This is a genomic window from Brevundimonas sp. Bb-A (assembly GCF_009394735.1).
Lineage (GTDB): Bacteria > Pseudomonadota > Alphaproteobacteria > Caulobacterales > Caulobacteraceae > Brevundimonas > Brevundimonas aurantiaca.
The window spans coordinates 2038409-2059521 of record NZ_CP045456.1 but is presented as its reverse complement, the minus strand read 5'-3'; the positions used below and the strand labels follow the sequence as shown (position 1 = coordinate 2059521).

The following is a 21113-nucleotide window of genomic DNA, read 5'->3' as shown; positions in this document are numbered from 1 at the left end:
GCGCGACGACTTGCATCGTTTTCTGGGGGACAGATGACTGAGACCAAACGCGGGGGCTTGGCGCTCCACTGGCTGATGCTGATCGGCTTCACCGTCGGCTTGGCCGCCGGCCTTTGGGTCAACTTGACCCTCGGCGGCGACACGCCCTGGGTCGTCTGGCTGACCGACAACGTCACCGGCCCGGCCGGTCAGATCTTCCTGCGCCTGCTGTTCATGATGGTGATCCCCTTGCTGTTCTCAGCCCTGGTCATCGGGGTGGCGGAGATGGGGGATCTGAACGCCCTTGGCCGGGCGGGGATCAGGACCCTGCTTCTGACCATATTGGTGTCCGGCATCGCCGTGGTCATAGGGCTGGTGATGGTCAATCTGTTGCAGCCCGGTCGCGGCGTCGATCCGGCCATGGCTCAACAGTTGCTGGAGCAGGGCCGCGACGGCGCGGCCGGGATCGTCCAGAATGCGCCGGAGACCATCCAGCTCGGAGACTTCTTCCTAGACCTGGTTCCGTCCAACGCGGTCACGGCGGCGGCGGAGAACCAGATCCTGCCGCTCATGGTTTTCGCCCTGTTCTTCGGCATCGGCCTGGTCATGGCCAAGAGCCCCGCCACCGACCGCCTCCAGCAGGTCATCGAAGGCATTCTCGAAGTCACGATGAAGCTGATCAACCTCTTCATTAAACTGGCGCCCATCGCCATCGCCTGCCTGATGTTCAATCTGGCGGCCCTGTTCGGCTGGGATCTGCTGGTGCGTCTGGCCGCCTTCGTCGGCGTCGCCGTGGGGGCCATGGCGATCCATATGTTCCTGGTCTATCCCCTGGTCATCTGGATTCTGGGCGGACGCTCGCCGTTCGGCTTCTTCAAGGCGGTGCGCGAGCCCATGGTGGTGGCCTTCTCCACCGCCTCATCCAACGCCTCCCTGCCGGTGTCGCTGAAGGCGGCCGAGCACGAGTTGAAACTGCCGCGCAAGATCGCCCGCTTCGTTCTGACCGTCGGCGCCACCGCCAACCAGAACGGCACGGCCCTGTTCGAGGGAGTGACGGTGCTGTTCCTGGCCCAGTTCTTCAACGTCGAGCTGAGCCTGACCCAGCAGTTGATCGTCATGCTGGTCTGCATCCTGGGGGGAATCGGCACGGCGGGCGTTCCGGCCGGCTCACTGCCCGTGGTGGCCATGATCCTGGTCATGGTGAAGGTGCCGCCGGAAGGGATCGGTCTGATCCTGGGCGTCGATCGCTTCCTGGACATGTGCCGCACGACGCTGAACGTCACCGGCGACCTGGTGCTGGCCACCGTCGTCTCGCGCGGCGAGAAGGACGAGCCGGTCGAGCCGATCACCGAAACCCCGGCCTCGCCGCCGATCCTGGCCTGAGCGGCGTCAGGCCCCGGTGGCGACGGGGGTGTCGGTTCGAGATCCCCATTCAGCCCATGATCCATCATACAGGCGCGACGGCCGCCCCAGGGTTTCGAGCGCCAGGCTGATGATTGCGGCCGTGACGCCTGATCCGCAGGTCGTCACGACCGGTCGGGCCGGGTCCAGTCCGGCGGCGGCCAGGACGTCATCCAGGGACGCGCCCTGTTTCAGGCGACCGTCGCTGTCGATCAGGGCGGCGTAGGGCAGGTTGATCGCGCCGGGCATATGGCCCGCACGGACGCCGGGTCGGGGTTCCGCCGCCTGGCCGGCGAAGCGGGCGGGACCACGGGCGTCGGCGACCTGAATCCCCTCAGCGAGGGCGGCGCGCACATCATCCAGACCGGCGACTGCGCCCGCGTCGAAATCCGGGGTGAAACGAGCGGGCGAAGGCGAAGGCGGGGTCCCGGCTTCGACGGGGCGTCCCTCGGACTTCCACTTCGGCAGACCGCCGTCCAGCACCTGGACATGGGCGGCGCCCATGACCTTCAGCATCCAGCGAACGCGGGCCGCCGAGAACAGGCCGACGGAATCATAGACCACCACCCGGTCCGTCTCGCCGATCCCCAGGTCCGACAGGGCGGATGCAAAGGCTGCGGGCGAGGGCAGCATGTGGGGCAGGCCGCTGGAGCCGTCCGAGACGCCGTCCAGATCGAAGAATCGGGCGCCGGGAATATGTTCGACCGCGAACTCGGCCCGGCCGTCCCGTCCGTCCAGATGCCAGCTGGCGTCCAGTATGCGCAGCGACGGATCGTCCGTCAGGGCGGCGAGATCCCCTGTGGAAATCAGGGGAAAGAGGGGCGAGGTCTGGGTCATGGCCCCAGCCTAATGTCAGGCGCGGTCCAGCACCAGTTGCACCACATCGGTCCGCCGCGATCGGAAGCCCGCCTCGCAATAGGCCAGATAGAAGCGCCACAGGCGGCGGAACCGCTCGTCGAAACCGGTGATGCGCCGGATGTCGGACCAGGCGGCCTGGAAGCGATCGTCCCAGAGCTTCAGCGTCTCGGCATAGTCCAGACCGAACCGCTCGATGGGGCCCCAGGTCAGGCCGGCGGCGGCGACGACCGGCTTCAGCCGCTCTTCCGACGGCAGCATGCCGCCGGGGAAGACGTATTTCTGGATGAAGTCGGTGCGGGCGTTGTATTCGTCGAACAGGGGCTCCTGGATGGTGATGATCTGGAGGCCGGCGCGGCCGCCGGGCTTCAGCACCTCGTGGATCTTGCCGAAATAGGCGGGCCAGTATTCCTTGCCGACCGCCTCGAACATCTCGATGGAGGCGACGCGGTCGAACCGACCCTGGACGTCGCGATAGTCGGTCAGTTCGATCGTCGCCCGGTCCGAAAGGCCGGCGTTGAACAGGCGCCGGCGGGCGAAATCGTACTGTTCCTTCGAAATGGTCAGGCCGGTGACCTGGGCGCCGATCTCGCGGGCGGCGAACTCGGCGAAGCCGCCCCAGCCGCAGCCGATCTCCAGCACCGACATGCCGGGCTTGAGGTCCATCATCCGGGCCAGGGCGGCGTATTTGGCCTGCTGCGCGGCCTCCAGCGACCGGTCGGCGCCGTCGAACCGGGCCGAGGAATAGGTCATCGAACGGTCCAGCCAGGTCGAGTAGAAGGCGTTGCCCAGGTCGTAGTGGGCGTGGATGTTCTTTTTCGAGCCTGTCCGGCTGTTGCGGTTGCGCCGGTGGGCCAGCCAGTTGACCGCCTTCATCAGCCAGTTGCCGTCGAACAGGCGGCGGATGTGGTCATAGTTCTCGACCAGGGTCTCCAGCAGGGCGGCCAGATGGGGGCTGTCCCATTCACCGGCCATATAGGCCTCGGCGAAGCCGATGTCGCCGGCGGCCAGGACGCGGCGGGCGAAGCGATAGTCCTTGACTTCAAGCACGCCGCTGGGGCCGGGACGCGCGCCCTCCAACACATGGACCTCGCCGTTCGGCAGACGAACGGTGAGGCGGCCGAAGGTCCAGTTCGACGCCAGCAGACGCAGCAGCAGGCCGAAAACGCGTGGCGTGCGGGCGGCGGCGGCCTCGATGTCTAGAGCGGCGGCAGTCATGCAAGAACCTCTGTCTCAGTCGTCAGTCAGGATCAGCGGACGCATCGCGACCCGACACCGTCTTCAGGGCGTCGAGGGCGCGCGCACGCGCCTGGGCATGATCCAAGATAGGGTGCGGATAGTCCGTTCCAAGCCTCACTCCCGCGTCGCGCAGAACTTCGGCCGGGGCTGTCCACGGCGAATGGAGCCAACGATCCGGAAGGCGGCGCAGCTCGGGAACCCAGCGACGGACATAGGCGCCGTCGGGGTCGAACTTTTCGCCCTGACCTATGGGATTGAAGATGCGGAAATAGGGGGCGGCGTCGGCGCCCGAGCCCGCCACCCACTGCCAGTTCTGCACATTGCTGGCCAGGTCGGCGTCCACCAGAGTGTCCCAGAACCAGGCCTCGCCCTCGCGCCAGTCGATCAGCAGATGTTTGACCAAGAAGGAGGCCGCGACCATCCGCACCCGGTTATGCATCCAGCCGGTCGTCCACAGTTGACGCATGCCGCCGTCAACCAGGGGATAGCCGGTGCGCCCGCGCTTCCAGGCCGCCAGGCCCTCGGGATCGTTCCGCCAGGGCATGGCCTCGTATTCCGGGCGGAAGGCGCGGTCGACGATCGTCGGGAAATGGTGGAGCAGATGGGCAGAGAAGTCGCGCCAGCCCAGTTCGGAGACGAACTTGGCCGCCTCGGCCGCTGGCGCGGCCTCGCGGGCGCGCTGGGCCGCACGCCAGGGGCTGATCTCGCCCCAGTGCAAGTGGGGCGACAGGCGGCTGGTGGACGGCAGGCCGGGGCGGTCGCGGTCGGCCGCGTAGGTCTTCGCACCGCGCGCCAGGAAGTCGGACAGGGCCGCTGCGGCGCCGGCCTCGCCCGGCGTCCAGTCGAAGCCCTTCGACCAGTCGGGCCGGGTGGGGTGCAGACCCCAGTCGTCCACCGCCTCGCCCGCCACCTCGGCCGGGGTCTCGATCCGACGCGGTCCGGTCGTGTGCGGCAGCGGCTCAATCTTCGCCAGCAGGGCCTTCATAAAGGGGGTGAAGACCTGGTAGGGCGCGCCCGACCCGTTCAGTACGGCGCCCGGCCGCGCCAGGAGCGACGCGTTGAAGCCTCGGCAGTCGACGCCGGCCGACTTCAGCTCATGGGCGATCTCGGCGTCGCGAGCGAAGGCGGCGGGCTCGAATAGACGGTTCATGAAGACGGCGTCGGCGCCGGTTTCTTGGATCAACACCTGAAGCTGCACCAGGGCCTCGCCCCGCCGCAGGATCAGCCGCGATCCTCGCTGGCGCAGCGCGGCGTCCAGGGCGCGCAGAGACTTGTCCAGCCACCACAGCGAGGCGGCGCCCGCCGGGCGGTCCGGGTCGCGGTCCAGGATGAAGACCGGCAGGATCGGACGGCCGGTCGCGGCGGCCTGGTTGAGGGCGGGATTGTCGTGCAAGCGAAGGTCGCGGCGAAACCAAAGGACGACAGGCTTGGGGGCCACGCAGGCGAACTCCATGATGATAGCTTGCGCTCACGGGAAATGAGCGCCACCTGATGGCCTCATAGCTGCGGCAAACGCCGCTCCCATAACGCCTGAACTTCGAAAGAGCCGCCTCGTGAGCCGACCCAACGCCGTCATTACGTTGTCCGAAGGTCTTCGGACGCCTGTCGTCATCGGCGGCGGCGCCCGAATCGTCTTCATCGCCGGCCCCTGCCAGATGGAGAGCCGTCAGCACGCGCTGGAGACGGCCCATGCGCTGAAGGAAATCGGCGAGCGGCTGAAGGTCGGCATCATCTACAAGACCAGTTTCGACAAGGCGAACCGGACCAGCGCCAATGCGGCGCGGGGAATCGGCCTGAAGGACTCCCTGCCGATCTTCGCCGAGATCCGCGAGGTGACGGGCCTGCCGACCCTGACCGACGTCCACTCCGAGGCGCAGTGCGGACCCGTCGGCGAGGTGGTCGACGTGCTGCAGATCCCGGCCTTTTTGAGCCGCCAGACCGACCTGCTGCTGGCTGCGGCCGCGACCGGCAAGGCGATCAACATCAAGAAGGGCCAGTTCCTGGCCCCCTGGGACATGAAGAATGTCGTGGCCAAAGTGGTTGGGGCCGGCAATCCGAACGTCATGGCGTGCGAACGGGGCGCCAGCTTCGGCTACAACACCCTGGTCAGCGACATGCGGGCGCTTCCGGTGCTGCGCGACATCGGCTGCCCGGTCGTGTTCGATGCGACCCACAGCGTGCAGCAGCCGGGCGGGCAGGGCACCTCGTCGGGCGGCCAGCGCGAGTTCGTGCCGGTTCTGGCCCGCGCCGCCGTCTCCGTGGGCGTGGACGCGGTCTTCATGGAGACCCACCCGGCCCCCGACAACGCTCCGTCGGACGGCCCGAACATGGTGCCGCTGGATCAGTTCGAGGCCTTGGCGGCCCAGCTGATCGCCTTCGACGATCTGGCCATCCAGATCGGCGCCAAGACGACCCAGGCCTGACATGACGCCCCGGATGATCGTGGTGACCGGCGGAGCCGGCTTCATCGGCTCCAACATCGTGGCCCGGCTGACGAAGGAGACGGCCTATGACGTCATCGTCTGTGATCGGCTGGAGACGGCCGATCTGGGCAAGTGGCGGAATCTGGCCAAACATCCGATCGCGGATTTCTGGTCTCCCGAGGAGATGTTCGACCAGCTGGAGCGCCATGCCGAACGGATCGAGGCCGTGGTCCATATGGGCGCGATCTCCTCGACGACCGAACCGGATGCGGACCTGATCCTGCGGACCAACTTCACCCTGTCGCGCGATCTCTGGGACTGGTGCGCCATCCGCAACGTCCGCCTGATCTACGCCTCCTCGGCGGCCACCTACGGCGACGGCGAGACGGGGTTCAACGACGATGACGACGCCCTGTCCCTGGGGCAGCTGCGGCCCCTGAACGCCTATGGCTATTCCAAGCTTCTGTTCGACCAGTACGCGGTTCGACAGGCGGACCGGGACCAGGCGCCGCCGCAATGGGCCGGGCTGAAATTCTTCAACGTCTATGGACCGAACGAGGGCCACAAGGGCGGGATGAAGTCGGTCGTCGCCCAGATCTGGCCCAAGGTGGCGGCGGGCGAGACCGTCAGCCTCTTCCGCTCGCACAACCCCGCCTATGCTGACGGGGGTCAGCTGAGGGACTTCGTCTATGTGGACGATGTGGTCGATGTGATCGAGTTCCTGCTGCAATCGCCTCAGGTCTCGGGGATCTTCAACGCCGGATCGGGCCAGGCCCGCTCCTTCGCCGACCTGGCGCGCGCCACCTTCGCCGCAGCCGGCAAGCCTGAGGCGATCGCCTATATCGACATGCCGGAGGTCATCCGCGACCGATACCAGTATTTCACCCAGGCGCGGATGGATCGCATCCGGGCTGCGGGTTTCGAGGGACAGGCGACGCCTCTGGAAGAGGGAGTGCGGCGCTATGTTCAGCAATTCCTTTCTCAGCCAGACCCTTATCGATGAAACATCTGACATTGCGTCAATGGATTGGATACAGCGGCTTTGTCCTGGTCTTTCTGTTGACGGCGGCGGTGGCCGTTTGGCGGGGCGACATTCTGCGCGCCGCCCTTGATCCGCAGATTCCGTTTCAGACCTATCGCCCGCCCCCGGCGCCCGACTACGCCCAGCCCTCGGCCTGGGCCCTTCTGGACGCGCGGGTTCAAGGATCCGGCGCGGCCAATGTCTTCTTCGTCCACTCAACGACCTTCGACGGCGGCCGCGACTGGAACGGCGCGATCGGCGACAAGAAGGCCGACGCCTATCTGGAGCGCGTGGTTCTGCCGAACTACGCCGGACCCTTCGCTCGCGCCGGCGCCGTCAGCGCGCCCCGCTATAGGCAGGCCAGCCTCTATACGCGGCTGACCCTGCGCGACGACGCGCGCGAAGCGCGCGCCTTCGCCTATGACGATATTCTGTCCGCCTTCGACGTCTGGCTGGGTCGCCATCCGACGGGCCCCATCGTCCTGGCGGGGGTGGAGCAGGGGGCCGATCTTCTGGATCGTTTGATCCGGGAACGGATCGCGCCTGATCCCGCGCTAAGAAGCCGGATGGTCGCGGCCTATCTGATGGACGCCATCATCGCCGTCGAAAACCTGCCGGCCGACACGCCGCCCTGCGCCGACCGGCGGCAGATCCACTGCGTCGTCGCCTGGTCTCAAGTCGGCGCTCCCGATGATGCGGCCGCGCATCGCCGGCTTCGACGGGCGACGGTTTGGGACGAGCGCGGACAGTTCGTCGATCTTGCGGGCCGCCGCCCGGTCTGCGTCAATCCGGTGACGGGCGGAACGGGCGAAGCGCGCGTCCCCGCACGGCTTCATCGCGGCGCCACCAACGCCACCGGCCTGGAATGGGGCGCAAGGCCGGCCCTGATGGCGCGGGAGGTCGAGACCCAGTGCCGCGACGGATTGCTGCGCCACAGCTGGCCTGATCTGGAGTCCTTCAAGGAAAGAGGGAGTTGGGCGGATCGACGAAAAGCCCGCCCTTACAACTTGTTCTATGGTGATATTGAAGACGATGTTGCGGAGCGTCTGGCGGTTTACGCCGCTCGGGCGGGCTGAAACGGTCGTCTCGCGTCCGGTTTTTATGGCGCAGCCGCCTGCCGCGGCGTAACCTGGGGTTCTCAAGGAGGACCCCCATGGACGTGCTCACCATCTTCGCCGGCGTTCTGCTGTTCCTCGCCGTCTCGCTGCTGTTCAGCGTGATCAAGATCGTGCCCCAAGGGCGCGAATTCACAGTCGAACGGTTCGGAAAATACACCAAGACCTTGAGCCCCGGCATTGGCTTTCTGACCCCGTTCGTGGAACGAATCGGCAAGCGGATGAACATGATGGAGCAGGTTCTTGACGTACCGACTCAGGAAGTCATCACCAAGGACAACGCCATGGTCCGGGTGGATGGCATCGTCTTCATCCAGGTGATGGACGCCGCCCGCGCCGCCTATCGGGTCGACGACCTGACCTACGCCATCGCTCAACTGTGCATGACCAATCTGCGAACTGTGGTCGGCTCAATGGAGCTGGACGAGGTGTTGAGCCAGCGCGACAGCATCAACACCCGCCTGCTGCACGTCATCGACGCGGCGACCGAGCCCTGGGGCGTCAAGGTCAACAGGATCGAGATCAAGGACCTGACCCCGCCGACCGACGTCACCAACGCCATGGCCCGTCAGATGAAGGCCGAGCGCGAACGCCGCGCTGTGGTGACCGAAGCCGACGGCGAGAAACAGGCCGCCATCGCCCGCGCCGAGGGTGCCAAACAGGCAGCCATTCTGGAGGCCGAAGGCCGCAAGGAGGCCGCCTTCCGCGACGCCGAGGCGCGCGAGCGGGAAGCCGAGGCGGAAGCCCGCGCCACCGCCATGGTGTCGGAAGCCATCGCCCGAGGGGACGTCAACGCCATCAACTATTTCGTCGCCCAGAAATACGTCGAGGCCTTCGCCGACCTGGCCCGCAGCCCTCAGCAGCGGACCGTCATCGTTCCGGCGGAAATGGGCGCCCTCGTCGGCACGATCGCCGGCATCGGCGAGATGGTCGGCTTGGCCAAGGCTCAGCAGCAGGACGCGCCGCAGCCTGCTCGGCCAACGACGACCGCACGTCGTTCGTCGGTTCCGCCGACCGCCTGATCGGAGCGCGCGACATGACCCTTGTGGCCGATCTCTACACCGCCCAGCCGTTCTGGATCTGGCTGGGCGTGGGCGTGCTCCTTCTGGCGGTGGAGGCGATGTTCTCGACCGAATGGCTGCTGTGGCCTGCGGTCTCGGCGGGACTGGTGGCGGTGATGACGGCGGTGGGTCTGCGTCTGGGCCTGCCGGGCGAGGTCGCCGTCTTCGCCGTTCTGACCGTGATCGCCACCATTCTGTCGCGGCGTCTGGTGCAGAAAGCCAATCCGCCCGGCCAGGACATCAACGATCGGGACAGTCGTCTGCTTGATCAGCGCGCCCGGGTCGTGGAGGCCTTCGTCGCCGGCCACGGGCGGGTGTTCGTATCCGGCGCCGAATGGGCTGCCGTGATCGAGGGCGAGGCGCCCGAACCAGGGCAGGACGTGGTGGTCAAGGGCGTCAGCGGATCGGTGCTGACCGTGCGCTCGGCCGTCTGAATCCAAGCCGGCGCTTCAGCTGGACAGAAAGGCTTTCAGCGCCGCGGGCTTGATGGGTTTGGGCAGCAGCACCGCCCCGGCGGCGGTCGCCTGATCGTTCAGGCCGTCGCGCGTATCGGCCGTGACCAAGGCGATCCGACGCACGCCCAGCGGCCGCAGCCAGTCGATCACCGCAAATCCTTCCGGCCCTTCGCCCAGATGCAGGTCGATCAGGGCGGCGTCGAACGGCCCCGTCGCGGCCTTTGCGGCCTCAAGGCTGGACGCTGTGACCGGACGGGCGCCCCAGCGGGTCAGCAGGGCCGTCAAGGCGTCCAGGATCACCGGCTCATTGTCGACGCAGAGCACCCGCAAACCCGACAGAGGCAGCCGCGTCTCCTTCAGCGGCGCCGGTTCAGGCGGACGATCGGCGTGACGGCGCGGCGCCGTAATGCGGAAGGCGGTTCCGGCCCCGACGCGGGACGTCAGCGTCAGCGGATGATCCAGCAGGCTGGACAATCGTCGCACGATGGCCAGGCCCAGCCCCGCGCCCGGTTCATCGACCGGCGCTCCGGGCAGGCGGACGAACTCCCCGAAAACGGTCTCACGATCGGCGTCGGGGATGCCTCGCCCGGTGTCGTACACCAGGATTTGCACGGTCTCGCCCTTGCGCCGCGCCCCGACCAGCACCCGTCCGGTGTCCGTATACCGAATAGCGTTGGCGATCAGGTTCTGAAGCATCGACCGCAGCAGATCCCGGTCCGACTGCACCCACAGACCGCTCCGCACCAGAGTCAGCCGCAGCCCCTTGGCCTCCGCCACCGGCAGAAATTCGCGCTCCAGCTCGTCGAACAGTCCGTCCAGCGACACCTGTGTCACGGCCGCCTTCACCCCGCCGGCCTCCAGCTTCGACAGGTTCAAAAGAGCGGTCAGAAGCCGGTGCGCGCTGTCTATGGCCCGGTCCGCATTCAGGGCCAGGGTGCGGCCGGCCGGCCCCGCCTCCGGTCCCGAGACGGCCGGCTCTTCCTTGAGGGCGGCGATGAACAGCCGCGCGGCATGCAAAGGCTGCAACAGGTCGTGGCTGGCGGCGGCCAGGAAGCGGGTCTTGGAGGCCGTCGCCTCCTCCGCCGCGCGCCGCGCTTCCTCGAGCCGAGCCGTCCGGTCGGCGACCCGAGCTTCCAGCCTTTCGTTGGCCTCTTCCAACTGGCTGGCCGCCCGCCGCAGGGCGGTGATGTCCGTATAGCTGGTCACATAGCCGCCGCCGGGAATCGGCGCCCCGGACGAACGCAGCACCCGCCCGTCCGGCTGAAGCCGTTCATGGTCATGGGGAATGCGCCGGCTCAAGGCTTCCAGCCGCCGCTCCACCCAGGTGTCAATGTCGTTGGGGCTTTCACCGCGTTCGGCGTTCAGTCGATAGATGCTGGCGATCGGCAAGCCGACGTGAACGAAGCCGGCCGGGAGATCGAACATAGACACATATCGGCGATTCCAGGCCGTTATGCGCAGGTCTTCGTCCACGACGATCACGCCCTGGTCGATATTGTCCAGGGTCGTCTGAAGCAGGTCCCGACTGAATTGGACGGCCTGGGACGCCTCGTCCAGCATCCGCACCACATCCTCGGGCGCGCGGCCGCCGCCGGCCAGGGCGGCGGCGATCACCCGCCGAGCCGAGGCCGCCCCGATGGCGCCGGCCAGCATCCGCTCCGCCGCCCTTGCCAAACTCGCATTGGCCGGATCGGCGTCTCGCAACCGGACATCGGTTTCGGCGCTCCAGGCCGCAAAGGCCCGCTCGGCGCGTTCGTCCCCGATGAAGCGGGCGACGAGGGCGCGCAGATCGCCGACCGAGGCGCCGGCCGGCGACGGCCGCGCCTCCAGCCAGTCGGGCCCCAGACGATCGACGAAGGCCCGCGCCTGGACTCGGTCGATCAGCCGCGGCTGGGCGAACCGCGACACCCCGACATAGGCGGCCAGGTTCAGCCCCAGGCTGACGAAGACGCCCAGCGCCAGCGGGTCCTTAACCCCCAACATGACATGCAGATGCCAGGGCGCGGCCGGCGCCAGCTGGGGCAGGGCCAGCATGGCGATCCAGACCGTGATCCCGACGGTGACGCCCGCCAGGGCGCCGTGGGCGTGACCGCCGCGCCACAATACGGCGCCGAACAGGGCGGGCGCCAGTTGCGCCATGGCGGCGAAGGACACCAGCCCCATGGCCGCCAGCCCCCGCGACTGATCAGTCGCCTGATAGTAAAGCCAGGCCAGCAGCAGCACCGCCACAATGGCCCCCCGTCGCACCTGCAATATGATGCCAGACATGTCCGAGGCGTCGCCGCGCAACCGCCATCGGTCTCGCGCCAGGAAGGGCAGGATCAGGCTGTTGGACACCATGGCCGACAGGGCCACGGCCTCGACGATGACCATGGCCGTGGCGGCGGAAAACCCCCCGACGAAGACGACGGCGGTCAGCCACGTCTCGCCCCGCCCGAACGGCAGGGCCAGAACCAGCAGGTCGGGGTTGGTCGAGGGTGCGAACAGGGCGCCGGCGGCCACCAACGGCAGCACCGCCAGGCTGGTCAGCACCAGATAGGCCGGAAAAATCCAGCGGGCCCGGCGCACATGGCTGGGGTCGGCGCCCTCGACGAAGGCGACGTGAAACTGACGCGGCAGACAGAAGATGGCCAGGGTGGCGATCAGGGCGATGGCCAGGAATCGAGGCGTCAGCTCCGGCGGGGCGGCGAGGGCGCCCAGCCCCTCTCGGATTGTCGCGCCTGAACCGTTCTGAACCAGCAGCAACAGGGCGAAGGCCGCGACCAGAAGCAGAGCGCCCAGCTTGACCAGGGACTCCAACCCGACGGCCTGGATCAGGCCCCGATTGTGTTCGGTCAGATCCGGCCGCCGCGCCCCGAACAATATGGCGAACCCCGCCAGCACCCCCGCCAGCACCAGAACGGTCAGGCTCTCGGAACCGGCCACCGGCGTCCCCGCCGTCAACAGGGCCCCCGCCATGGACAGGGATTTCAGCTGCAGCGCGATGTAGGGCAGGGAGCCCAGTATGGCGACCAGCGTCACGACCGCGCCCAGGGTCTGGCTCTTGCCATAGCGGGACGCCACGAAGTCCGCCATCGAGCCGACGTTCTCGCGCCGGGCGGCGGCGGCGATCCGACGCCACAGAGGAAACAGCACCGTTAGCCCCAGCACCGGGCCGATGTAGATGGGCAGATACTCCCACCCCTCACGGGCTGCGGTGCCCACCGCGCCATAATAGGTCCAGGAGGTGCAGTAGATGGCCAGCGACAGGGCATAGACCGACGGACCCAGGCCGCGCCCGCGCGCGCCCGGCCGCTCCTGGTGCCAGGCGACGCCGAACAGCACCGCCATATAGGCGATGACCAGGCCGAGGATCATCAGGCTGAACATGGCGGCATCTGAACCGGGCAGGGGGGCTTTCACAAGGGAAAGGCGGGCCGTCTTGCGACGACCCGCCCCTCATCCACGCCTGATTGCAAGAATTCAGGCGTTTAGATCGACATCCTTTCCTTCCTTGACCAGAAGGAAGCCCAGCACGACCGTCCCCAGCGCCACGATGATCGGGTACCAGAGGCCGGAATAGATGTTGCCGGTCGCCGCCACGATGGCGAAGGCCGTGGTCGGCAGGAAGCCGCCGAACCAGCCGTTGCCGATGTGATAGGGCAGGGACATGGAGGTGTAGCGGATATTGGTCGGGAACATCTCGACCAGGGCCGCAGCGATCGGTCCGTAGACCATGGTCACATAGAAGCCGAGGATGAACAGGATCAGCACCACCATCGGCTTGTTGACCAGATCGCTGTCCGCCTTGGCAGGATAGCCGGCGGCCGTAAGGGCCTCGCCCAACTGCTTGTCCCAGGCCTTTTTCTCCGCCGCGAAATCGGCAGGCGCCATGGCGTCTCCGCGGAAGCTCTGGACGACGGCCTGGTCGCCGATCCGTACCTGAGCCACCGTGCCTGCGGGCGCCTCGACATTGGTGTAGGTCACCCCGGCCTTGGCCAGATAGGATTTGGCTAGGTCGCAGGAGTGGTTGAACACCGTCTTGCCGATCGGATCGAACTGGACGTTGCAGTCCGCCGGATCGGCATAGACCACGACCGGCGCCGAGGCGGCCGCGGCGGCCAGGCGCGGATTGGCGGCCTGGGTCAGGGCGTTGAACAGGGGGAAATAGGTGAGGGCGGCGATCAGGCAGCCGGCCAGGATGACCGGCTTGCGTCCGACCTTGTCCGACAGCCAGCCCCAGAAGATGAAGAAGGGCGATGCCGCGACCAGGGCGATGGTCAGCATCACATAGACGAGGGTGGCGTCCAGCTTCATCACCCGTTCCAGAAAGAACAGGGCGTAGAACTGACCCGTGTACCAGATCACGGCCTGGCCGGCGGTGAGGCCTAGCAGGGCGATCAGCACCAGCTTCAGGTTCGGCCACTTGCCGAAGGAGTCCTTCAGCGGGGTCTTGGACCCCTTGCCCTCGGCCTTCATCCGTTTGAAGGACGGGCTTTCGGACAGCTTCAGACGAATCCACAGCGACACGCCCAGCAGCAGGATCGAGACCAGGAAGGGGATCCGCCAGCCCCATTCCGCAAAGGCCTCCTCGCCGACCGAGACACGGACGCCCAGAATGACGACCAGGCTCAGCACCAGGCCGGCCGTGGCGGTGATCTGGATGAAGGAGGTGTAGAAGCCGCGTTTACCATGTGGCGCGTGCTCGGCGACATAGGTGGCGGCGCCGCCGTATTCGCCGCCCAGGGCCAGACCCTGGATCAGCCGCATCAGCACCAGAATGATCGGCGCGGCGATGCCGATGGCCGCATAGGGCGGCAACAGACCCACGACGAAGGTGGAAAGCCCCATCAGGAGCATGGTCACCAGGAAGGTGTTCTTGCGACCCCACAGGTCGCCCAGACGCCCGAAGACCACGGCCCCGAACGGTCGAACCGCAAATCCGGCGGCGAAGGCCATCAGGGCGAAGATGTAGCCGGTCGTCTCATTGACGCCCGAGAAGAACTGCACGGTGATGATCGCGGCCAGCGACCCGTACAGATAGAAATCATACCATTCGATAACGGTGCCGACCGACGACGCCAGAATCACCAGCTTGTCGTTCTTACCCACCACATACTCATCGACCGGCGCACCGATGGCGCTGTCCGTCATAGCGTAGCCTCCCAGCTGTCTGGTCTTTCCGACCGTTTTCACGCCGCAAGTGCGCGATTGGCCGAGAGAGTGACGCAGGGCTGAGACAAGCGTCAGGGCGACTTTGGTCGAGTGTCCTTTTCTCGCCTAAGATATATTATGCGAAGAACGCCCAAGTTGGTCGGTGTTGCTTTGAGTTTCGCTAATCCTGAGATTTCAGCATTTCCGCAGGATTGGCGCCGTAAGCCTGAGACTCCTGTTCCGTAACGCTGAGACTGAGTTTGCAAGGCTCCCGCACCGGGCCCATCCTCGAGATGCTGCATCAGCGCCTTCGACGTACAAGTCCGCTGCGCGCTCCGCTCGATTACGCGCCAACGTCTTGACGGATTCGTGGGGCCTTGCGAGGCATGCGCAAGGACATGCGTATGGGCGGCTCAGCCCGATGATGACGGAAAAGCCACGCTCCTCTCGGCGATGGAACTCATCCTTTGCGAACTCGAGCGCCTAATGGGCCGGGATTAGGGCGCCTTCGGCGAATCCATCGTCACTGAAGGAAGGCTGCTGCGGCGCTTGATACGGCTTCACCGCAACGCCTTCAGGCTTTGCGGCAGCACGTCGCACAGGTCTTCGGAGATCAGACCCGGACCAAACCGCGCGGCGGCGTCGGAATGCAGCCAGACGGCGGCGCTGGCGGCCTCGAAACTGTCCATACGCTGGGCGATCAGGCCGCCGATCATGCCGGCCAGGACGTCGCCGGTTCCGGCCGTCGCCAGCCAGGGCGAGCCGTTGGGATTGAGGCGCACCCGGCCGTCCGGCGCCGCGATCAGGGTCTGCGCGCCCTTCAGCACGACGACGGCCTGGGCGCGGCGGGCGGCCTCGACGGCGGCGGCCGCCCTGCCCTGTTTCAACAGGCCGGGAAACAGCCGTTCGAACTCACCCTCATGGGGCGTCAGCACGTCGTCGCGGTCGAGAACGGCGAACAGTTCGGCGCTGCGGCCCTTGAACACCGACAGACCGTCCGCATCGATCACCAGGGCCGCGCCGCTCAGCGCCAGGGCCTGGATGTTGGCCACTGTACCCTCGTCAAGCCCGGCGGCTGGGCCGGCGACGACGGCGTCCATCTCCTCGACCTCCCGCCCCAGCGCCTCGGGTGATCCGAAGGGGGTCAGCATGACGGCCGTGACCGTTGGGGCGATCGTCGCGACCGCGTCGGGCGGGCACAGAATCCGCACCACCCCGGCGCCGATCCTCAGGCCGGCGCGTGCCGCCAGACGGGCCGCCCCGGTCTGATGCGCCCGACCGGACACCACCCCCAAGCGTCCCCGCGCATGCTTATGCGTTTCCGGCCCAGGCCACGGAAGAAAATTGCGCCAGATCGCCGGGTCGTTGGTTTCAATCATCCGAACTCCGAATATCCGTGACTTTTCTGCGAAAACTGCTTGCCTTCGATGGCTTTGATGTGTCCCATTCCCGCCCGAACGCCGCTGCATTTCGCACGCCGTTCAGGGGTCGCCATGAAGAAAATCGAAGCCATCATCAAGCCCTTCAAGCTGGATGACGTCAAAGAGGCGCTCCAGGACGTCGGGGTGCAAGGCATGACCGTGCTGGAGGCCAAGGGATACGGCCGCCAGAAGGGCCATTCCGAACTGTACCGCGGCGCCGAATACGTCATCGACTTCCTGCCCAAGATCAAGATCGAGGTCGTCGTCGCCGACGACCTGGCGCCTGCGGTCGTCGAGGCCATTCAGACCTCGGCCCGCACCGGCAAGATCGGCGACGGCAAGATCTTCGTCTCCGACGTCGCCGACGTGATCCGCATCCGCACCGGCGAAACCGGGGCTCAGGCGGTCTGACTTCACCTGCCCCTCTTCCTCCCCAACGACCAAGAAACAGGACTTCCGAGAATGAGCGCCAGCAAGATCCTCAAAGAGATCAAGGAAAAGGACGTCAAATACGTCGACGTTCGCTTCACCGACACCCGCGGCAAGCTGCAACATGTGACCTTCGACGTCGACCTAGTCGATGAGGACTTTCTGAACGAAGGCACCATGTTCGACGGCTCGTCCATCGCCGGCTGGAAGGCGATCAATGAGTCGGACATGCTGCTGAAGCCGGACCTGACCACGGCCTATATCGACCCCTTCTATCAGCAGACGACCATGTTCCTGTTCTGCGACGTGCTGAACCCGGACACCGGCGAGCCCTACAACCGCGACAGCCGTTCGATGGCCAAGAAGGCCTTGGCCTATGTCCAGTCTTCGGGCGTGGGCGATCAGGTCTATTTCGGCCCGGAAGCCGAGTTCTTCATCTTCGACGACGTGCGCTGGAACACCCAGCCTCACAACACCGGCTACAGCTACGATTCGACCGAGCTGCCCGCCAACACCGGCGCCGAATACACCGAGGGCAACATGGGCCACCGCCCTGGGCCCAAGGGCGGCTATTTCCCGGTCAACCCGGTCGATTCGGGTCAGGATCTGCGCGGCGAAATGCTGGGCGTGATGCGTGACCTGGGCCTCCAGCCCGAGAAGCACCACCACGAGGTGGCGCCGGCCCAGCACGAACTGGGCCTGAAGTTCTCGGACCTGCTGACCATGGCCGACCGGCTGCAGCTGTATAAGTACGTCATCCACAACGTCGCGGCCGCCTACGGCAAGACCGCGACCTTCATGGCCAAGCCCATGTTCGCCGACAACGGCTCGGGAATGCACGTGCACCAGTCGATCTGGCGCGACGGCAAGCCCCTGTTCGCCGGCGACAAATACGCCGGCCTGTCGCAGGAATGCCTGTGGTACATCGGCGGCATCATCAAGCACGCCAAGGCCATCAACGCCTTCGCCAACTCGACCACCAACTCCTACAAGCGTCTGGTCCCCGGTTACGAAGCCCCGGTGAAACTGGCCTATTCGGCTCGCAACCGTTCGGCCTCGATCCGCATTCCGCACGTCTCCTCGCCGAAGGCCAAGCGTCTGGAAGCCCGCTTCCCCGACCCGATGGGCAACCCCTATTTGACCTTCGTCGCCCTGCTGATGGCGGGCCTGGACGGCATCGAAAACCGCATCGATCCCGGCGCGCCCGCCGACAAGAACCTCTACGACCTGCCGCCGGAAGAGCGCGGCTCCATCCCCGAGGTCTGCGGCTCGCTGCGTGAAGCCCTGGAGAACCTCGACAAGGACCGCGCCTTCCTCAAGAAGGGCGGCGTCATGGATGACGACTTCATCGACAGCTACATCGAGCTGAAGATGGAAGAGGTGATGCGCCTGCAACTGCACCCGCACCCGGTTGAGTTTGACATGTACTACAGCTGCTGATCGACATATCAGAGGCGAACAAAGGGCGCCGGCGCGAACCGCCGGCGCCCTTTTTGTCGTCCAGCGCGCCAAGCGAGGCGGCGGCCGTTTTCAAGGGGTGAGCAGGGAGTGGCTGGACCGGCCTCAGGCCGCTTCGGCTTCCAGATCGTCCGCCTTCTTGCGGCGCAGTTCGATCAGCCGCACGCACCAGATCGAGACCTCATAGAGAATGACCAGGGGCACCGCCAGCATCAGCTGGCTGATGGGGTCCGGCGGCGTGACAACGGCGGCGACCACCACCACGGCGACGATGGCGTAGCGGCGACCCGAGGCCATCATCTTGGAATTGATCAAGCCGGCCAGGCCTAAAAGGGTCGTCACGACGGGCAGTTGGAAGCACAGGCCGAAAGCCAGCAGCAGGGAGGTGACCAGGTTCAGATAGTCCGAGATCTTGGTCGTCTGGGCCACCGATATGCCGTCGCTGACCACCTGCTGCCCCAGGGAGAACAGCATGACGAAGGGCAGCATGACGTAATAGACCAGGGCTCCGCCCAGGCAGAACATCACCGGGGCGGCGATCAGGAAGGGCAGAAAGGCGCCCCGCTCATTGCGGTACAGGCCGGGCGCGACGAAGCGGTAAACCTGCCAGGCCATGACCGGGAAGGTCAGGACGGCCGCGCCGAAGGCGGCGATCTTCATCTTGGTGAACAACTGTTCCAGTGGGGCAGTGGCGATCAGTTGCACCACGGCGGCCGAACCGGGCGGATAGGGTTTGAAACCCGTCATGATCGCGATCAGCTCCAGCGGATTGGCGTGGCCTCCAGAGGCCGCCGCCGCCGCATGAATGGCCGCCGCCGCCTGATAGGGTTTGATCAGGGCGATCTGGATCTGATTGGCGAAGGCGAAACACAGGATGAAGCCCAGACCGAAGGCGACCACGCAGACCAGCAGCCGGCTGCGCAGCTCTATCAGATGGTCCATCAGGGGCGCGCGCGACGCCTCGATCTCGGCCTCGTCGCGGTCGGAGATAGTCAAAGCTCGACGGCCTTCTTGCGCGGGGTCTTGGTCTTGGCGGACGCCTGGGCCGGCGCCTGGGCGTCCGAGATCTGGGTCTTGGCGGCGCCCTTGGCCGAGGCGCGGGTCTTCGCCGCGACCGCCCCGCCCGCCCTGGCGGTCTTCTTCGTTTTCGCGGGCGTTGCTGAGGTTTCGGGGGTCGAACTGCTGCGCTTCGACCTGGGCCTTAAATCGGGCTTCGACTTGGCCTCCGGCTCCGGCTCCAGCGGGGAGACAGGCGACGCATCGGGCCATTCATCCACCGCCGGGGTCGGCAGTGAGGCGACGGGCGGCGGCGTCGTCAGACCGGCGTTGATCTCCTTGAAGGCCGCATCGGCCTCGGCGCCCAGGGGGTACATGGCCCCCTGCCCGCTCCGCAGCGCCTCGACCTCCTTACGCAGCTCGTCCAGCTCGGACTGGCGCGCCATCTCGTCGAAGCTGGTACGGAACTCATTGGCCATGGCGCGGGCCTTGGCCAGCATCTGGCCCACGCGGCGCATGAGCACAGGCAGGTCCTTGGGCCCCACCACCAGCAGGGCCACCAGACCGATCACCAATAATTCGAAGCCCCCGATACCGGGGCCGAGCCCGCCCATACGTCAGCCCTCAAAGACCCGACGCGGACTTCAGTGCTTTTCCTTCTCCGCCTCGGTGCGCGTCAGGGCGCCGACGCCGTCTTGCGTCGCGTCCTTCTTGCCGTCGTCCGACAGGCCGTCCTTGAATGCGCGGATGCCCTTGGCGGCGTCGCCCATGATGCTGGACAGCTTGCCGCGTCCGCCGAACAGGACGGCGACCACGACAATGACGATGGCCCAGTGCCAGATGCTCATGGAGCCCATGGGTAATCTCCTCGAAGAGGCCGATGATCGGCCCCATCCACTCTTCTTCGTCCCGCATATAGGCGGAGTCATGGCCCCACGCCAAGGGAGGCTGTAGGTGTGCGCGACCATGAGTCTCTCCGATCACGTCATCATCCACACCGACGGCGCCTGCAAGGGCAATCCGGGCCCCGGAGGCTGGGGCGCCCTGCTCCAGACTGCGGGCGGTCACGAGAAGGAACTTTGGGGCGGCGAGGCGAATACGACCAACAACCGCATGGAGCTGACGGCCGCCATCATGGCGCTGGAGGCGCTGAAACGCCCGTGCAAGGTCGAGCTTCATACGGACAGCAAATATGTCATGCAGGGCGTGACCGAATGGATGCGCGGCTGGAAGGCGCGCGGCTGGCTGACCGCCGACAAGAAGCCGGTCAAGAACGCCGACCTTTGGCGACGTCTCGATGAGGCGCGCCAGAGGCACGAGGTCAAATGGCGCTGGGTCAAGGGCCACGCCGGCCATGCGTTGAATGAGCGCGCGGACCAGTTGGCGAACCGCGGCGTGGCCGACCTGAAAAGGGCCTAAACCAGGGTCACCGGGTCAGGTCCATCTGCTGAGCCAGAATCACCGCCTGGGTCCGATTATAAACGCCCAGCTTTCGAAACACGCTGGTCAGATGCGCCTTGATGGTTGCTTCGGAGACGCCCAGGTCGAAGGCGATCTGCTTGTTCAACCGCCCCGCCTTCAACCCTTCCAGTATGCGCAGCTGCGACGGCGTCAGGCTGCCGACCCGGGCGGCGAGGTCGTCCTCTCCGGCCGTCTCCGGCGTCTCGGGCGCCCAGGCGTCGCCGGCCAGAACGGCCGTGATCGCCTCCACCATCTGCGGAAGGGCGGCGGATTTTGGTATGAAGCCTGCGGCGCCCAGGGCCAGGGCGCGGCGCACGACGCTCGCCTCCTCGCTGGCCGAGACGACGGCGACCGGAACGACGGGATGTTCGGCCCGAACGGCGGCCAGGCCCGCCATGCCTTCACTGTCGGAGAGTTTGAGATCCAGAAGCAGCAGGTCGGTCGGCGTCCTGAGGGCCGCTCGCGCCTCGGCCAGGCTGGAGCATTCCTCTATCGTCGCTTCGGGCGAGGCCTTGGAGACGGCGGACCGCAGCGCGGCGCGGAACAGGGGGTGATCGTCGGCGATGACGATTCGATCCATCAGGCGTCCTTCCCTTCGCGCAGCGTTCTTGGCGGCCGCGTCGGCAGCAGCATGACGCGGTTCGACTTTGGTCGAAACTAGACCAT

General features: G+C 66.4%; 19 protein-coding genes. 9 read left to right on the top strand and 10 right to left on the bottom strand.

The genetic code is table 11. The features are described from left to right. Positions 1–33 precede the first annotated feature (33 nt). A complete protein-coding gene (locus tag BSP_RS10160; RefSeq protein ID WP_152950270.1) occupies positions 34–1362 on the top strand; it encodes a dicarboxylate/amino acid:cation symporter in 1329 nt (442 codons plus the stop codon). Between the two features lie 6 nt (positions 1363–1368). On the opposite strand, the gene sseA is transcribed toward BSP_RS10160, so the two are convergent. Genes sseA through BSP_RS10145 form a run of 3 tightly spaced genes read right to left on the bottom strand, consistent with a single transcriptional unit; the run spans position 1369 to position 4927 of the window. Continuing rightward, complete coding sequence (sseA, locus tag BSP_RS10155) at positions 1369–2217, bottom strand: 3-mercaptopyruvate sulfurtransferase (protein WP_152950269.1); 849 nt, start codon at positions 2215–2217, stop codon at positions 1369–1371. Positions 2218–2232: 15 nt separating this feature from the next. Beyond that, a complete protein-coding gene (locus BSP_RS10150) occupies positions 2233–3453 on the bottom strand; it encodes a cyclopropane-fatty-acyl-phospholipid synthase family protein (protein ID WP_152950268.1) in 1221 nt (406 codons plus the stop codon). Between the two features lie 22 nt (positions 3454–3475). Continuing rightward, positions 3476–4927 carry a deoxyribodipyrimidine photo-lyase gene (locus BSP_RS10145; RefSeq protein WP_152950267.1) on the bottom strand — a complete coding sequence of 484 codons (1452 nt, stop codon included), beginning with the start codon at positions 4925–4927 and terminating at the stop codon, positions 3476–3478. Positions 4928–5027: 100 nt separating this feature from the next. Between BSP_RS10145 and kdsA the strand changes: the two genes are divergently transcribed. From kdsA to BSP_RS10120, 5 genes are all read left to right on the top strand, one after another. Further along, positions 5028–5897 (top strand): 3-deoxy-8-phosphooctulonate synthase, encoded by an 870-nt coding sequence (gene kdsA / locus BSP_RS10140; RefSeq protein ID WP_370513357.1) that lies wholly within the window; start codon positions 5028–5030, stop codon positions 5895–5897. A gap of 1 nt (position 5898) precedes the next feature. Next, complete coding sequence (gene rfaD, locus BSP_RS10135; RefSeq protein WP_227975916.1) at positions 5899–6900, top strand: ADP-glyceromanno-heptose 6-epimerase; 1002 nt, start codon at positions 5899–5901, stop codon at positions 6898–6900. After that, entirely contained in the window at positions 6897–7994 is a 1098-nt protein-coding gene (locus tag BSP_RS10130; protein WP_054765778.1) for a DUF3089 domain-containing protein, read from the top strand. Before rfaD ends, BSP_RS10130 begins: the two co-directional genes overlap by 4 nt. A 77-nt stretch (positions 7995–8071) precedes the next feature. Next, on the top strand, positions 8072–9055 hold the full coding sequence (locus BSP_RS10125) for an SPFH domain-containing protein (RefSeq protein ID WP_054765777.1): 984 nt from the start codon (positions 8072–8074) through the stop codon (positions 9053–9055). A 14-nt stretch (positions 9056–9069) separates the two neighbouring features. After that, positions 9070–9528 carry an NfeD family protein gene (locus BSP_RS10120; protein ID WP_054765776.1) on the top strand — a complete coding sequence of 153 codons (459 nt, stop codon included), beginning with the start codon at positions 9070–9072 and terminating at the stop codon, positions 9526–9528. Between the two features lie 15 nt (positions 9529–9543). Here BSP_RS10120 and BSP_RS10115 read toward each other — a convergent pair whose 3' ends face one another. The 3 genes from BSP_RS10115 to BSP_RS10105 form a co-directional block, all read right to left on the bottom strand. Beyond that, positions 9544–12918, bottom strand: coding sequence for a PAS-domain containing protein (locus tag BSP_RS10115; protein ID WP_152950266.1), 3375 nt, complete (start codon positions 12916–12918; stop codon positions 9544–9546). A 93-nt stretch (positions 12919–13011) separates the two neighbouring features. Then, entirely contained in the window at positions 13012–14682 is a 1671-nt protein-coding gene (locus BSP_RS10110) for an MFS transporter (protein WP_054765775.1), read from the bottom strand. Positions 14683–15242: 560 nt separating this feature from the next. Continuing rightward, positions 15243–16061 (bottom strand): NAD(P)H-hydrate dehydratase, encoded by an 819-nt coding sequence (locus BSP_RS10105; RefSeq protein WP_054765774.1) that lies wholly within the window; start codon positions 16059–16061, stop codon positions 15243–15245. 114 nt (positions 16062–16175) lie between these two features. On the opposite strand from BSP_RS10105, the gene BSP_RS10100 reads away from it, so the two are divergent. Both BSP_RS10100 and glnA read left to right on the top strand, forming a co-directional pair. Further along, complete coding sequence (locus BSP_RS10100) at positions 16176–16514, top strand: P-II family nitrogen regulator (protein ID WP_054765773.1); 339 nt, start codon at positions 16176–16178, stop codon at positions 16512–16514. 51 nt (positions 16515–16565) lie between these two features. Beyond that, positions 16566–17972 (top strand): type I glutamate--ammonia ligase, encoded by a 1407-nt coding sequence (gene glnA / locus BSP_RS10095; RefSeq protein ID WP_054765772.1) that lies wholly within the window; start codon positions 16566–16568, stop codon positions 17970–17972. Between the two features lie 123 nt (positions 17973–18095). Here the strand turns inward: glnA and tatC are convergent, their stop codons facing one another. From tatC to BSP_RS10080, 3 genes are read right to left on the bottom strand one after another with little or no spacing between them, the layout of a single operon-like run. Next, on the bottom strand, positions 18096–18986 hold the full coding sequence (tatC, locus tag BSP_RS10090; RefSeq protein ID WP_054765771.1) for a twin-arginine translocase subunit TatC: 891 nt from the start codon (positions 18984–18986) through the stop codon (positions 18096–18098). Continuing rightward, on the bottom strand, positions 18983–19600 hold the full coding sequence (tatB, locus tag BSP_RS16620) for a Sec-independent protein translocase protein TatB (protein ID WP_152950265.1): 618 nt from the start codon (positions 19598–19600) through the stop codon (positions 18983–18985). Before tatB ends, tatC begins: the two co-directional genes overlap by 4 nt. Before the next feature lie 30 nt (positions 19601–19630). Further along, entirely contained in the window at positions 19631–19843 is a 213-nt protein-coding gene (locus BSP_RS10080) for a twin-arginine translocase TatA/TatE family subunit (RefSeq protein ID WP_152950264.1), read from the bottom strand. A gap of 109 nt (positions 19844–19952) precedes the next feature. Between BSP_RS10080 and rnhA the strand changes: the two genes are divergently transcribed. Next, positions 19953–20405: a ribonuclease HI gene (gene rnhA / locus BSP_RS10075; RefSeq protein WP_054765769.1), complete on the top strand. Its 453-nt coding sequence runs from the start codon at positions 19953–19955 to the stop codon at positions 20403–20405. A 7-nt stretch (positions 20406–20412) separates the two neighbouring features. Here the strand turns inward: rnhA and BSP_RS10070 are convergent, their stop codons facing one another. Further along, a complete protein-coding gene (locus BSP_RS10070; protein WP_152950263.1) occupies positions 20413–21027 on the bottom strand; it encodes a response regulator transcription factor in 615 nt (204 codons plus the stop codon). Positions 21028–21113 lie beyond the last annotated feature (86 nt).

What these genes read in the sequence shown, in the direction of transcription:
- BSP_RS10160 (WP_152950270.1), top strand. Translation starts at nt 34, where the DNA reads ATGACTGAGACCAAACGCGGGGGCTTGGCGCTCCACTGGCTGATGCTG.
- sseA (WP_152950269.1), bottom strand. Translation starts at nt 2,217, where the DNA reads ATGACCCAGACCTCGCCCCTCTTTCCCCTGATTTCCACAGGGGATCTC.
- BSP_RS10150 (WP_152950268.1), bottom strand. Translation starts at nt 3,453, where the DNA reads ATGACTGCCGCCGCTCTAGACATCGAGGCCGCCGCCGCCCGCACGCCA.
- BSP_RS10145 (WP_152950267.1), bottom strand. Translation starts at nt 4,927, where the DNA reads ATGGAGTTCGCCTGCGTGGCCCCCAAGCCTGTCGTCCTTTGGTTTCGC.
- rfaD (WP_227975916.1), top strand. Translation starts at nt 5,899, where the DNA reads ATGACGCCCCGGATGATCGTGGTGACCGGCGGAGCCGGCTTCATCGGC.
- BSP_RS10130 (WP_054765778.1), top strand. Translation starts at nt 6,897, where the DNA reads ATGAAACATCTGACATTGCGTCAATGGATTGGATACAGCGGCTTTGTC.
- BSP_RS10125 (WP_054765777.1), top strand. Translation starts at nt 8,072, where the DNA reads ATGGACGTGCTCACCATCTTCGCCGGCGTTCTGCTGTTCCTCGCCGTC.
- BSP_RS10120 (WP_054765776.1), top strand. Translation starts at nt 9,070, where the DNA reads ATGACCCTTGTGGCCGATCTCTACACCGCCCAGCCGTTCTGGATCTGG.
- BSP_RS10115 (WP_152950266.1), bottom strand. Translation starts at nt 12,918, where the DNA reads ATGTTCAGCCTGATGATCCTCGGCCTGGTCATCGCCTATATGGCGGTG.
- BSP_RS10110 (WP_054765775.1), bottom strand. Translation starts at nt 14,682, where the DNA reads ATGACGGACAGCGCCATCGGTGCGCCGGTCGATGAGTATGTGGTGGGT.
- BSP_RS10105 (WP_054765774.1), bottom strand. Translation starts at nt 16,061, where the DNA reads ATGATTGAAACCAACGACCCGGCGATCTGGCGCAATTTTCTTCCGTGG.
- BSP_RS10100 (WP_054765773.1), top strand. Translation starts at nt 16,176, where the DNA reads ATGAAGAAAATCGAAGCCATCATCAAGCCCTTCAAGCTGGATGACGTC.
- glnA (WP_054765772.1), top strand. Translation starts at nt 16,566, where the DNA reads ATGAGCGCCAGCAAGATCCTCAAAGAGATCAAGGAAAAGGACGTCAAA.
- tatB (WP_152950265.1), bottom strand. Translation starts at nt 19,600, where the DNA reads ATGGGCGGGCTCGGCCCCGGTATCGGGGGCTTCGAATTATTGGTGATC.
- BSP_RS10080 (WP_152950264.1), bottom strand. Translation starts at nt 19,843, where the DNA reads ATGGGCTCCATGAGCATCTGGCACTGGGCCATCGTCATTGTCGTGGTC.
- rnhA (WP_054765769.1), top strand. Translation starts at nt 19,953, where the DNA reads ATGAGTCTCTCCGATCACGTCATCATCCACACCGACGGCGCCTGCAAG.
- BSP_RS10070 (WP_152950263.1), bottom strand. Translation starts at nt 21,027, where the DNA reads ATGGATCGAATCGTCATCGCCGACGATCACCCCCTGTTCCGCGCCGCG.